This window comes from Streptomyces sp. NPDC086549 (genome assembly GCF_044746205.1).
In the GTDB taxonomy this organism is placed as follows: domain Bacteria; phylum Actinomycetota; class Actinomycetes; order Streptomycetales; family Streptomycetaceae; genus Streptomyces.
Window position 1 is genome coordinate 64,471 of record NZ_JBIVBS010000017.1, and the last position, 12,792, is coordinate 77,262.

The 12,792-nt window shown below is 70.2% G+C and carries 11 protein-coding genes; 4 read left to right on the plus strand and 7 right to left on the minus strand.

Translation table 11 applies throughout. From position 1 onward, the window contains the following. Position 1: 1 nt before the first annotated feature. The 3 genes from ACIPSA_RS39480 to ACIPSA_RS39490 form a co-directional block, all read right to left on the minus strand. Positions 2 to 1,000 (minus strand): carbohydrate ABC transporter permease, encoded by a 999-nt coding sequence (locus ACIPSA_RS39480; protein ID WP_402643971.1) that lies wholly within the window; start codon positions 998 to 1,000, stop codon positions 2 to 4. Positions 1,001 to 1,072: 72 nt separating this feature from the next. After that, a complete protein-coding gene (locus tag ACIPSA_RS39485; protein WP_402643974.1) occupies positions 1,073 to 2,419 on the minus strand; it encodes an ABC transporter substrate-binding protein in 1,347 nt (448 codons plus the stop codon). Between the two features lie 110 nt (positions 2,420 to 2,529). Beyond that, entirely contained in the window at positions 2,530 to 3,549 is a 1,020-nt protein-coding gene (locus tag ACIPSA_RS39490; protein ID WP_402643977.1) for a LacI family DNA-binding transcriptional regulator, read from the minus strand. A gap of 179 nt (positions 3,550 to 3,728) precedes the next feature. Here ACIPSA_RS39490 and ACIPSA_RS39495 point away from each other — a divergent pair, with 179 nt between their 5' ends. Beyond that, the gene (locus ACIPSA_RS39495; RefSeq protein ID WP_402643980.1) at positions 3,729 to 5,102 is read left to right on the plus strand and encodes a mucin-1; all 1,374 of its coding nucleotides are present in this window, start codon (positions 3,729 to 3,731) and stop codon (positions 5,100 to 5,102) included. Positions 5,103 to 5,133: 31 nt separating this feature from the next. Here the strand turns inward: ACIPSA_RS39495 and ACIPSA_RS39500 are convergent, their stop codons facing one another. Together ACIPSA_RS39500 and ACIPSA_RS39505 are read right to left on the minus strand one after the other, a co-directional pair. Further along, a complete protein-coding gene (locus ACIPSA_RS39500) occupies positions 5,134 to 6,606 on the minus strand; it encodes an APC family permease (RefSeq protein WP_402643982.1) in 1,473 nt (490 codons plus the stop codon). A gap of 86 nt (positions 6,607 to 6,692) precedes the next feature. Further along, entirely contained in the window at positions 6,693 to 7,427 is a 735-nt protein-coding gene (locus ACIPSA_RS39505) for a FadR/GntR family transcriptional regulator (protein ID WP_402643984.1), read from the minus strand. A gap of 244 nt (positions 7,428 to 7,671) precedes the next feature. Between ACIPSA_RS39505 and ACIPSA_RS39510 the strand changes: the two genes are divergently transcribed. After that, on the plus strand, positions 7,672 to 9,147 hold the full coding sequence (locus ACIPSA_RS39510; RefSeq protein WP_402643986.1) for an amino acid permease: 1,476 nt from the start codon (positions 7,672 to 7,674) through the stop codon (positions 9,145 to 9,147). Between the two features lie 92 nt (positions 9,148 to 9,239). Here the strand turns inward: ACIPSA_RS39510 and ACIPSA_RS39515 are convergent, their stop codons facing one another. After that, positions 9,240 to 9,416, minus strand: coding sequence for an ester cyclase (locus tag ACIPSA_RS39515; RefSeq protein ID WP_402643989.1), 177 nt, complete (start codon positions 9,414 to 9,416; stop codon positions 9,240 to 9,242). Here ACIPSA_RS39515 and ACIPSA_RS39520 point away from each other — a divergent pair. Continuing rightward, positions 9,385 to 9,885: a hypothetical protein gene (locus ACIPSA_RS39520; RefSeq protein WP_402643991.1), complete on the plus strand. Its 501-nt coding sequence runs from the start codon at positions 9,385 to 9,387 to the stop codon at positions 9,883 to 9,885. The genes ACIPSA_RS39515 and ACIPSA_RS39520 overlap by 32 nt on opposite strands. Before the next feature lie 592 nt (positions 9,886 to 10,477). Here ACIPSA_RS39520 and ACIPSA_RS39525 read toward each other — a convergent pair. Continuing rightward, positions 10,478 to 11,125 (minus strand): hypothetical protein, encoded by a 648-nt coding sequence (locus ACIPSA_RS39525; protein WP_402644261.1) that lies wholly within the window; start codon positions 11,123 to 11,125, stop codon positions 10,478 to 10,480. Positions 11,126 to 11,451: 326 nt separating this feature from the next. Here ACIPSA_RS39525 and hemL point away from each other — a divergent pair, with 326 nt between their 5' ends. Next, positions 11,452 to 12,768 (plus strand): glutamate-1-semialdehyde 2,1-aminomutase, encoded by a 1,317-nt coding sequence (gene hemL, locus ACIPSA_RS39530; protein ID WP_402643994.1) that lies wholly within the window; start codon positions 11,452 to 11,454, stop codon positions 12,766 to 12,768. Positions 12,769 to 12,792 lie beyond the last annotated feature (24 nt).

Consider the following 12,792-nt stretch of genomic DNA (forward strand, 5'->3'; position numbering starts at 1 on the left):
GTCAGTCCTCGTTGTCGGGCCGGACGACGCGGCGCTGGATGAGGGTCAGGACGACGACGATCAGGAAGAAGACGACGGTGATCGCGGACGCCTGGCCGATGTTGTTCTGGTCGAAGGCGGTGGTGACGGCCTGGTACATGACCGTGCGGGTGGCGTCCTCGTCGAGACCGCCACCGTGGATCAGGACGTAGACCTGGTCGAAGACGCGGAAGGACAGCACCGAGGTGAGCATGGCCACGAACACGAGGGTGCCGCGGATGCCGGGCAGCGTGACGTGCCGGAACTGCTGCCAGCGCGAGGCGCGGTCGAGCTCGGCCGCCTCGTAGAGCTCGCCGGGGATCTGCTGGAGACCGGCGAGCAGGATGACCATCTGGAAGCCGACCCCCTGCCACACGGACAGCACGATGATCGAGGCCATGGCGGTGGCGCCGTCGCCGAGCCAGTCGAAGGCGCCCCAGTTGCCGAAGCTCACCGCGTGCAGCGCGGAGTTGAGCAGGCCCTGGTCGCTGCGGGCGAGGATGAGGCGCCAGATGACGGCGACCAGGGTCATCGGGAAGACGACCGGCATGAAGAACAGGGACCGGAACAGGCCGATGGCCTTGAGCTTGCGGTTCAGCAGGATCGCCAGGGCCAGCGCCAGACCCGTCTGGACGGGTACGACGACCACGGCGAAGGTCAGGTTGTTGAGCAGGGCCCGCAGGAACGGGCCGGACAGGTCGGGGTCGGTGAACAGCCGCCGGTACTGCTCCAGACCGAAGAACGTGGGTGCCAGCGGAGAGCCGAGGCGCACGTTGTAGAAGGAGAGGACGACGGCGTAACCGAACGGTATGCCGACGAAGGCGACGAGCCCGGCGACGGCGGGCATGGACATCAGCAGTCCGTGCAGCCAGTCGCGGTTCCTCGACCCTGAACGCGTCGGCCGCGCGGGCTTCACGGAGGTCACGGGCGGGCCTTCTGCCTTTCCGGAGGGCGCGGGGCGCGCCGGTTCCACGGTCTTCACGAGGCGGTCCTGTTCCCGGCCGGGGCGAGTGCGGCGTACGCGGACCCGCCCCGGCCGATGTGTCCTGCGGTGCTACTGGATCTTGTAACCGGCGTTGTCGGAGAAGTCCTGGTCGATGGCGTGGGCGGCCTTCTTCAGGGCGGTCTTCGGGTCGGCGCCGCCGTAGATGGAGTTCAGGGCCTCGCTGAACTTGGCGGTGACCGTGGGGTATCCGGCGGTGACCGGGCGGGTCACGGCGACACACGACTTGGTGATGTCGCTGTCGCCGCACGGCTTGGCGAGCTGGTCGGCGTAGAGCCGCAGCGGGCCGCCCTCCTTGTACAGGGGGCTCGCGGCGAGTGCGCTCTTCGTGGCGGGCGGGGCGCCGTTCGCCGTGGTCATCGCGGTGACGTTGGCGTCGTCGAGGAGGTAGTCGAGGAAGGCGCCGGCCGCCTTGCCGTTCTTGGAGCCCGAGCCGATGCCCCAGGACCAGGAACCCTGGCCGGTCTTGGGACCGTTGCCGAAGTCCGGCAGCGGCAGTACGACGAGGTCGCTGCCGAGGGACTTGCTGTAGGCGGGGTACATCCAGTGGCCGACCCAGCTCAGCGCGACCCGGCCCTTGGCGAAGGCGTTGCCGTCGGTGTTGGGATCGACGTACGTCTTCCAGGACTGGAGGGTCTTCATGGCCGAGACCACGGCCGGGGTGTCGAGGGCGCCCTCGGCCTTGCCGTCCTTCAGCAGCGAACCGCCGGCCGACCAGACGACCGGGGCGAAGCCGTACGTCCCCCACTCGTTGGCGAGACCGTTGTTCTCCTGGAGGTCGAGCGGCTTGCCGTCGGAGTCCTTGGTCTTGAGGGCCTTGAGCGCGGCGGTGAACTCCTGCGCGGTCCAGGCGTCGGACAGGCTCGTCGGGTACTTCACCTTGGCCGCGTCCAGCAGCTTCTTGTTGCCGTAGATGCCGAGCCCCGAGTCGTACATGCCCAGGCCGTAGTGCTTGCCGCCGATCGCGCCCTGCGCCTTGCTGGCGTCCGTGGCGTTGGCCATGGTCTTCGCCGAGACGTAGTCGTCGATCGCGGCGAGCTTCTTGTTGTAGACGAAGTTCGCCATGGTCGGGCCGTCGAACTCCATCACGTCCGGCAGCTTGGCGGCGTCGGTGGCGGTGATGGTCTTGGTGTAGTCGTTGCCGGGGATCAGCTTCAGCTCGACCTTGATCTTGTCCTGGGAGGAGTTGAAGGACTTCACCGCGTTCTGCAGGGCCGTGTCCTCGCTCTTCTGGCTCTGGTGGGCCCAGACACTGATGGTGCCCTTGCCGGTGCCCGCCTCGGCGGAGGCGTTGCTGCCGCCGCCGCCCGGTCCGCAGGCGGCCAGCGCCGCCAGGGGAAGGGCGAGGGCCAGGCCCGTACCGGCTGTACGGCGGTACCTTCTGTGGGTCGAGCTCATGTCTGTGCCTCCGTGCGGTGCGAGGGTTCGAAGCGCGATGGTGCTTTCGGGCGTGGGGGTGTGGGGTTCAGGAGTGCCGGCCGGGAACGGGCCGCCGTGGCCGGTGCCGGTCACTGGGGTCCGCGCGGGCACGGCGGGGCGGTGGTCTCGCGCAGGACGAGGCGGATGGGCATCTGTACGTGCCCGGCCGGTTCGGCGTCCGGCTCGTCGAGCTGTCGCAGCAGCAGCCGGGCGGCCTCGGCGCCCTGCCCGGCGACCGGCTGGGCGACGGTGGTCAGGCCGACCACGTCGGCGAGTTCGTGATCGTCGAAGCCGACGACGGACACGTCGTCCGGCACCTTGAGCCGGTGGCGCCGCAGGGCGCGCAGCGCGCCCATCGCCATCTCGTCGGACTGGGCGAACACCGCGGTGGGCGGCCGGGAGACCGCCAGCAGCTCGGTCATGGCCCGCTCGCCGCCCTCGACGGTGTAGTCCCCGTTCGCCTCCAGGGCCGGGTCGTGCTCGATCCCGGCGTCGGCCAGCACGTCCAGATACGCCTGCCGGCGCTCGACGGGCGTGGTCCAGTGCAGCGGCCCGCTCTCGCCGCTGATCATGCCGATCCGGCGGTGGCCCAGGTTCACCAGATGCCGTACGGCGCTCTCCGCGCCGGCCCGGTCGTCGATGCCGACCACGGTGAACCCGGGCCGGGCGCTGCCGACCGTGCTGGCCAGCGGGACTCCCAGTGAGCGCAGCGCGGCGGACTCCTCCTCGTCGGGGATGAGCAGCGACAGCACGGCGTCCACCCGCTTGCGGACCGGCATCTTGGTGAAGAAACGCTTGCGCGTCTCGGGCGAGCCCAGGTTGTACAGCAGGACGTCGTACCCGGCGGCGCTGAACACGCGCTCGGCCGCGTCCAGCACGCTGCCGAAGAACCAGCGGCCGATGTACGGGGCGACGACCCCTATGGTGAAGGTGCGTCCGCTGGCCAGGCTGGACGCCGAGCGGGACGCCGTATAGCCGAGGCGCGTGGCGACGGCCGTGATCTGCGCCCGCACCTCGTCGGACACGCCCGCCTGTCCGCGCAGCGCGCGGGACACGGTGGACGCCGACACTCCGGCGGCGCGGGCGACATCGGTGATGCTGACCGTCACGGCGTTTTCTCCCGTCGGTTTCACGTCGGTGTGATCTGTGGGTGACGTGACCGTAAACCGGGCACCGTTGTTGCGCAAGCGTTTGCGTTCAGTTTTACTTGGGCCGATTCTCAAGTGAGACCTTCAGTGTCAATGATCAACGCACGCGTTTGAGCGATGCGAGCCGACAGGAACAGTGCATGCGATACGCCCCGCCCGGCCTCTGCGTGAACGACTTCGCCCTTCTGCGCGACGACGACGGCACCTACGCGGTGCTGCATCTGCAGGGCCCGTGGACGCCCGAGTTCGACCATCTGCGGATGGAGACCTCCTACGGCCGGGCCACCTCCACCGACCTGGTCCACTGGAAGCCCGAGGGCACCGCCTTCGGCAACGGCCTGCCCGGGCGCTTCGACCAGCAGGCGGTGTGGACCATGCATCCGGTCCGGCACGGCGACGGCGCCGGAATGGCGATGTTCTACACGGGCGTGAGCGGGCTGACGGCGGGCGGCTGGCCGCTGCAGTCGGTCGGGCTGGCCTACTCCGACCGCACCGACGGCACCGGCTGGCGCCGGCACGGCACCGGGCCCGTGGTCGAGGCGGACGCCCGCTGGTACCGCACCGGGGAGCGCATGGGCTGGCGCGACCCGTTCGTCGTACGCGACGACGAGTCGGACGGCTGGGTGATGGTCGTCTGTGCCGCCGACGCCTCCCTCCCCGTCGAGGTCAGCGGCTGTGTCGCGTGGGCCACCTCGGACGACCTGGAGCACTGGACGGTCCAGCCGCCGCTCGTCTCACCCGGTGACGTCGACGAGCTGGAGTGCCCGGTCCTGGAGCGCCTGGACGACGGCAGCTGGCTGCTGATCGGTTCGATCGGCGCGACGCGCGGCTTCGAGGCGTGGACGGCGCCGCGGCTGAGGGGTCCCTGGACCCGCCGCGGCCCGCTGGGCCCGACCGGCTCCTACGCCCCCCGTGTCATCGCCGCCCCCGACGGCACCCGCGTCGTCTTGCACACCACCCCCCGCCGAGTCGGCCTGACGGACTCCGGTGAGCGCTGCCGGGGCATGCTCGCCCAGCCCAAGACCCTTGTCCTGCCGGAGGACGCGGCACCGCGTCTGGAGTGGTGGCCCGGTCTGGACGGCTGGCTCGGCGAGGAGACGGAGGAGTCGTCCCTGCACGCGGTCGGCGACATCGCCGTCTCCGGGCGCGTCGAGATCACCCTGCGGACCGGGGACACCGGGGACACCGGGGACACAGGGGGCGACGGTCCCGCCCTGGTCGTCGGCTGCGACGGCAAGAACCTCTGGGTCACCGGCCCCGACGGCGCCCGGCTCGGCGAGACCGTCCTGACCGAGCCCGCAGCCGCCTTGCGCATCCTCACCGTCGGCGAATACGTCGAGGTCTACGCCGACGGCGTCTTCGTCCTGGCCACCCTGTGCTACTCGGGCCGTCCCGCCCAGTGGACGGCGGTCCGCGACGGGCACACCCGCACGATCCCCGTGCGTCCGGTCCGCCTGCCCGACCCGGGCCGCGACGACGCCTCGGCCGTGTGGCCGGGCCCGGCGTCGGCCTGAAAGGCCCGGCCGGGCGCCGCCGACACCCCGTTCACTCCGCGTCGGCGACGACCGAACCGACGCGTTCGGCCAGGCTCGGATCGCGGCGGACCAGGAGCGTCGCGTAGCCCACGGCGGCGAGCAGGACGGCCAGCGCCACGTAGGGGAACCAGCTGTACGGCGCGGGCTGGCCGGGCTTGGCGAGGTAGTAGAGCGGAACCAGGATGGCCAGGGCGCCGATCGCGGGCAGCACCAGGTGCCGGACCGTCCGGAACTCCTGCGGCCGGTACCTGCGGTAGTACAGCGGCAGGGCGATGTTGGAGGCGAGGTAGACCAGCAGGATCAGGATGGCGCCCAGGCTCGATGACTCGGTGAAGAAGACCACCGGGTTCATCGGACCGCCGTTCTCCCCGAGCAGATGGCCCAGGCCCCAGCCCGCGATGATCAGCAGCGCGGTGGCGGCGAAGGTGACGATCGCGTTGTTCGGCGTACGGCGCGTGGGATGCACGTAGCCGAAGAAGGACGGGAGCAGCCCCTCTCGCCCGGCGTTGAACACCAGCCTCGCCTGGGAGTTGATGCCCGCGATCAGCACGCCGAGGGTGGAGGTCAGGCCCCCGACGTAGGCGAGGAACGCCAGCGCGCCGAGCGTGTGCTGGGCGACGTCGATGAAGGGGATCGGGGAGTCGCCGAGCCGCTCCACGTCGTAGCCGAAGCCGGTCACGGTGGCGTACGAGAAGAGGATGTAGCTCACCGTCATGATCGCGATGGAGGAGAACACCGCGCGGCCGACGTTGCGCCGCGGGTTCTCCGTCTCCTCGGCCAGCGCGGCCGAGTTCTCCCAGCCGATGAACAGGTACACCGCCAGCGGGAAGCCCGCCGCCAGCCCCTTGAGGCCATGGGTGATGTGGCCGGGCAGGAACGGATCGGCCGAGAGGCTGCCGCGGTGCTCGACGATGGTCGCGACCGAGACCACGACCAGGACCAGCATCTCCACGCCGAAGAAGTAGCCGGCCCACTTGGTGGAGACCACGATCCCGCGCAGCATCAGCACCACCGACAGCCCGGTCAGCAGCAGCGTCCAGATGATCCACGGCAGGTCGACGCCGGTGTAGTGCTGCAGGGTGATCTGCACGAACCCGCCCGAGATCGCGATGACGGAGGCCATCGCGATGATGTAGCCGAGTCCGGCCAGCAGTGCGGTGGTCACGGCGCTGACCGGCCCGAAGGTCTTGCCGACGAAGGTGATGAAGCTGCCCGCCGAGGGATGCGCCCGGGAGAACTCGGCGAGCGTGTTGCCCAGCAGGGCGACGGCGACGCCCGCGGCGGCGATGGTCAGCGGGGACGCGACGCCCGCGGTGGTGGCGAGGAAGGCGAAGCCGAAGAAGAAGCTCATGGCCGGGCCGACGTTGGCCATCGTGGCGGCGGCGATGTCCGCCATGCCGAGGACGCCGCCGCGCAGCCGCTGGGGCGCGCCGCCGACGGGGCCCGACGTCGGCGACGGGCCGACGGGTCCGGGGTCAGGCATGGCGACGGCTCCTTCTGCGGGGTGTCGGCACGGGGAGGGGGGAGGAAGAGGGGGGAGGAAAGGGGGCTGGCCGGCGTGACCGGGCGTCAGTCCGGGCGGGCGTGCTGGTGTGCCTTCACCGCCCGCACCGCCGGGTCCATCGCGCCGCGGGCGAGTTCGTCGAGCAGGTCGGCGTGGCAGCGGTTCCGGGCCCGTACCACCGCGGGGGCGGGAGCGGGCGTCAGCAGGCACTGCCGGCCGAGCAGGTCGGCGGCGAACTCGCGGATTCCGACGCCGCCGAGCGTCTCCGCGAGGTCGAGGTGGAAGCGTGTCTCCAGTTCGAGCAGCCGGGCCGGGTCGTCGGACAGGTCCATCTCGTCCACCAGCGCCCGCAGCCCGTCCAGCAGGCCGTCCGGGACCTCGCCCGCGCTGTGCGCCACGAGTCCGCATTCGAGCAGCAGGTGGAAGGCGTCCAGCGAGGCCGCCTCGTCGGCGTCGTGCATCAGGGCGACGACCGTGTCCCAGTCCGCCGCGACGAAGGTCCCGCCGGCCCGGCCCCGACGGCGGTCGAGCAGGCCGTCCTGGCACATGCCCTCCAGCGCACGGCGCACGGTGATCTCACTGATCCCCAGCTCCTCGGCGAGGACACCCGAGTCCGGCAGCCGGTCTCCCGGTGACTCGGACTTCAGACGCACCCGCAGGGCGATCCGCGAGCGGACGAGCTCCGATCCCGTGGGGCCCCTGCCGGACAGGACACGGGTGTCCAAGACCCCGCCGACCGGCGCAGGCCGAGCGGGACCTGGCTGGTTGTAGGGCCCGAACTTGCCCGCTGCGTTCACCACGACGCCACCCTAACGGCCTGCCGAGCGAGGGCAGGGACCGCGGCGACGGCGTCCGCACGAGGGTCTGCATGGGGGCTCCCACGGGGCCGGGACACGGGGACGACGCGGTGACGGCGACGGAAGGCGCCGCTCCGCGCTGCACGAAAAATAGAGCAAGGTGAACAGTTAAACAAGACTTGTTCTTTTCGATCGTACTGAACTATTTTCCAGTCGCCCCGCTCCGCACTCCTCCCTGGATGTCGAGATGACCACACGTCCCCCCGTCCCCGCCCCCGCCGACACGGGCCCGGTGGCGACCGCCACCGACGGCAACCCGGCAGACTCCGGCCTGCAGGCTGGTCTGAAGAACCGCCATCTGTCGATGATCGCGATCGGCGGCGTCATCGGCGCCGGCCTGTTCGTCGGCTCCGGCTCCGGCATCGCCGCCGCGGGTCCCGGCATCCTGATCTCCTACGCGCTCGTCGGGACCCTCGTCGTCCTCGTCATGCGCATGCTCGGCGAGATGGCCGCGGCCAACCCGACCTCCGGCTCGTTCTCCGCGTACGCGGACCGCGCGCTGGGCCGCTGGGCCGGATTCACCATCGGCTGGCTGTACTGGTTCTTCTGGGTCGTGGTGCTCGCGGTCGAGGCGACCGCCGGGGCGAAGATCCTGGCCGGCTGGATGCCTGCGGTTCCGCAGTGGGGCTGGGCCCTGATCGTCATGGTCATCCTCACCGCCACCAACCTGGCCTCGGTCAGCTCCTACGGCGAGTTCGAGTTCTGGTTCGCGGGGATCAAGGTCGTCGCCATCGCCGCGTTCATCGTGATCGGCGGCCTCGCGATCTTCGGCCTGCTGCCCGGCTCCGACCACCCCGCATCCGGCTTCTCCAACCTCACCGCACATGGCGGCTTCCTGCCGAACGGCCCAGGCGCGATCCTCACCGGCGTCCTGATGGTGGTCTTCTCCTTCATGGGCAGCGAGATCGTCACGCTGGCGGCGGGGGAGACGGCGGACCCGCGGGCCGCGGTCACCAAGGCCACCAACAGCGTGATCTGGCGGATCGCGGTGTTCTACCTGGGCTCGATCCTGGTCGTGGTGTCGCTGCTGCGCTGGGACGACCCGGCGATCCTCAAGGACGGCTCGTACGTCGCGGCCCTCAGCTCCATCGGCATCCCGCACGCCGCCCAGATCATGAACGCGATCGTGCTGACCTCGGTCCTGTCCTGCCTCAACTCCGGCCTCTACACCGCCTCGCGCATGGCGTTCTCCCTCGGCAAGCGCAGTGACGCCCCGGCCGCCTTCGGGCGGACCTCGGGAAGCGGAGTGCCGCGGGCGGCCATCCTGGCCTCGGTGGTCTTCGGCTTCGTCGCGGTCGGCTTCAACTACCTGTGGCCGGACACGGTCTTCCAGTTCCTGCTCAACTCCTCGGGCGCGATCGCGCTGTTCGTCTGGCTGGTGATCTGCTTCTCCCAGCTGCGGATGCGCAAGATCATCCAGCGGGAGGCGCCGGAGAAGCTGGTCGTCAGGATGTGGCTCTACCCCTACCTGACCTGGGCCACCATCGCCCTGATCGCGTTCGTGCTGATCTACATGCTGACCGACACCGCCGACGGCGGCGGCCGTGACCAGGTGGTCCTGTCCACCCTGGTGGCCGCGGCTGTGGTGGTCTTCGCCCTGGTCCGCCAGCGACTGTCCGGCCGGAACGGGACCCGGACGCAGGACACCGTCCCCCTGCCGTAGGGCAATCCCCACCCTCGGCCGACGCGGCGGTGGTACGGCTCTCCAGCCGCACCACCGCCGCGTCACGGCTTCGGCCGCCGACCGCAACACCGTTACTGGATCCAGGGCGCCTTGTAGGTGCCGGTGTCGTTGAGGAACGCGGTGAAGTCCTCGGAGGCCCACTCCTCGCTGATCTTGCCGTTCCGCAGCTGGTAGACGTCGATCGCGTCCCACCGGACCGGCCGCCCGCTGGCGGGTATGCCCAGCAGGGGGCCCTGGCTCGCGGCCAACCCCGGCGGGCTCCGCCTGTTCGCCGGCATTGACGACTGGCCGGCAGGGCAGCGCAACCTCGCCCGCTACGTCATCCTCCACCCGGCGGCCCGCGCCCTCATCGACGACTGGGAGGACGCACTCCACTCCTATGTGGCGTGGCTGCGCGGACCGGCCGCCATCGAGCCGGACGCCCCCGACCTCACCGTGCTCATCGACGAACTACGGGAACACAGCCGGGAGTTCGCCGAGCTCTGGGACCGCTACGGCGTCGTGGGCAGCACCCAGGGACGCCGGCTCTTCCACCATCCCGATGTCGGCGACCTCACCCTCGGCTTCCAGGGAATGACGCTGAACGGCACCAACGGCCAGTTCCTGGTGGCCTTCTACGCCGAACCCGGCACCCCCGACCACGACGCGATGGTGCTCCTGGACCGGGTGGCGCAGGAGCGCTTCGGCAAGCCCTCGGCATCGGCGTCACCGGCGTAGGACCGCCATACCAGAGTAGGTACGTGACGGCAGGCAGCACCGCGGACGCGGCGTGCCGGCACGGTGGCACGCCGCGTGGCCCCGACCGGCGTCGGCGAATCCCGCCGGGCGCCTCGGGGCAGAGGCTGCGGCGGACCGTCCCCTCCCGTCCGTGCCGCGCGTGCGCAGCGGCCCGCCCCGGCGGACATGACCCGAGCGTGGCAGCCCTGCCAGGGGCGCAGGACACGGGGAGTCCGTCGATCAGTTCAAGCCACCTGGCCGAGATGTACAGGATTCAATCACACGGTGCGCACACAACCTTCACATCGTGCGATCGTTCGCCGAATCGATACACCGCCGCCTTCGCCCCAAATCCGATGCGGCGCGCCAGCCCGCACCAGGGGGGTACAGCTCCCGCAGTTCCGTCAGGACGCGCTCTGTCAGAAGTGGGGTGGCCTGAGGTTTTCTGGAAGCCCCCGGCTTCGAGCGGGGCGTTCGAGGTAGGCAGTCGCAAGGTGTTGCAGGGAGCGTCGCCATGACGCTCCTCGGGCACTAGTAAGGGCGGAGCCCGAAAGCCCCGCCCGAACAACACAGAATGCCGCAGAACCCCAGATCAGGGCCAAACCAGGCAATAAGGCTGATGCCCCGCCTCATGCAGCCGGTGCGAGAAGTCCTGCCACTCGTGCAGCAACTGGTACACGTTGAACGCGTCCCGTGGTCCGCCCCGGTCCGGCACCGTGGACCAGATGAACGCCGCCGCGCCCACCGCCTCCTCGCCGATGCCTCGCAGTGGGTCCACGACGGTCATCGGGAGCTTGACGACCGCGTAGTCGGGGTGCAGGACGACCAGCTCCAGGGGCGGCACCTTGTGCAGGGGCACGCCTTCGATGCCGGTCAGCACCATCGCGGCCATCGTCTCCGGCTTGATCTTGGTGAACATGCCGTTCATGCCGAGCTCGTCGCCGCCGAGTTCTTCAGGGCGCATCGAGATCGGGACGCGGGCCGCCGTCGCACCGTCCGGTGCGCCGAAGTATTTGTACGTCACCCCCACCCGACCACCATTCCTGCTCTCCGCCGTCAGCCGATCGATCCGACGGTCGATACGTCGATCGTCCCGATCCGACTCACTCGGTACCCCGTGTGCCTGGCGTGCCTCACGTGTCTCGCTCGTTTCCTCCGCGTCGCGTCGGTGCCTTCCCCGCCGGGCACGTCGAGGACCCAGATCATCAGTCCCCTCGCCCAGTCCGCCACCGCGATGCATATCTCCACCCGACTGCTTTTCTAGGACGCGTGGCCCCCGCCGCGCAACCCGATCATCGTGACAGTGACCTCCCCCACGGCCGCCCGCCGAAACGTGCGCTGAAACTCCAGTCCGCAGGATCTTCGCCGCCACTGAACACCATGAGCCGTATGAGCTGTGTGTATCAGCTGTGTGTATCAGGTCCCAGTCTCGCAGATGGCACGGGATCGACCAGGGGAGCCGGACGCGAGATCGACCACGTGTTTGTCGGAGTGGTGACCGGGGCGGCCTACCCTGAGGAGGTCACTACGCAACCGGAGTCGGAGAAGTCGGAGAAGTCGCACGTCATGAGCGAAATCCCCTATTCGTACGAAGCGCCTGTCTCGCAGGCTCTGTTCGACCGTGCGGCCGTCGTCACGCCCGGCGGCGTGAACTCCCCGGTGCGCGCCTTCCGTGCCGTCGGTGGTACGCCCCGGTTCATGGTGTCGGGCACCGGTCCGTACCTGACCGACGCGGACGGGCGGGAGTACGTTGATCTCGTCTGCTCGTGGGGCCCCATGATCCTCGGGCACGCGCACCCGGAGGTCATCGCCGCCGTCCAGGACGCCGTCGTGCGCGGTACGTCGTTCGGTACGCCCGGTGAGGGCGAGGTCGCGCTCGCCGAGGAGATCGTCGCGCGGATCGAGCCCGTCGAGCAGGTGCGGCTCGTCAGCAGCGGCACCGAGGCGACCATGTCCGCCATCCGCCTCGCCCGCGGGTTCACCCAGCGGTCCAAGGTGATCAAGTTCGCCGGCTGCTACCACGGGCATGTGGACTCCCTGCTCGCCGCAGCCGGCAGCGGTGTCGCCACGTTCGCGCTGCCCGACACGCCCGGCGTCACCGGCGCCCAGGCCGGGGACACGATCGTGCTGCCGTACAACGACCTCGAAGCCGTGCAGGAGGCCTTCCACCGGCACCCCGGCGAGATCGCCTGTGTGATCACCGAGGCCTCGCCCGGCAACATGGGGGTCGTGCCGCCGGCGCCCGGGTTCAACCAGGGGCTCAAGGACGCGTGCCAGCGCAACGGGGCCCTCTTCATCTCCGACGAGGTCATGACCGGATTCCGGACCAGCCGCTCCGGGTGGTACGGGATCGACGGGGTCAGGCCCGACCTGATGACCTTCGGCAAGGTCATGGGAGGCGGGTTCCCCGCCGCCGCCTTCGGTGGGCGCGCCGACGTCATGGCGCACCTCGCGCCCGCCGGGCCCGTCTACCAGGCCGGCACGCTCTCCGGGAACCCGGTCGCCACCGCCGCCGGCCTCGCCCAGCTGCGGCTCCTCGACGACGCCGCCTACGAGACCGTCGACAGCGTCTCCGCGCAGATCCAGGGCCTCGTCACCGAGGCCCTCACCAGGGAGGGGGTCGCGCACCAGCTGCAGACCGCCTCCAACATGTTCTCCGTCTTCTTCACCAACCGGCCCGTGCGGAACTACGAGGACGCCAAGGCGCAGGAGTCATTCCGCTTCACCGCCTTCTTCCACTCGCTGCTGGCCAACGGTGTCTATCTGCCGCCGTCGTCCTTCGAGTCCTGGTTCGTTTCCACGGCCCACGACGAGCGGGCCATCCAGAAGATCGCCGACGCCCTTCCGGCGGCGGCCCGAGCCGCCGCGGAGGCCACCGCGTGAGCAACAACAACGCCATCACCGTCG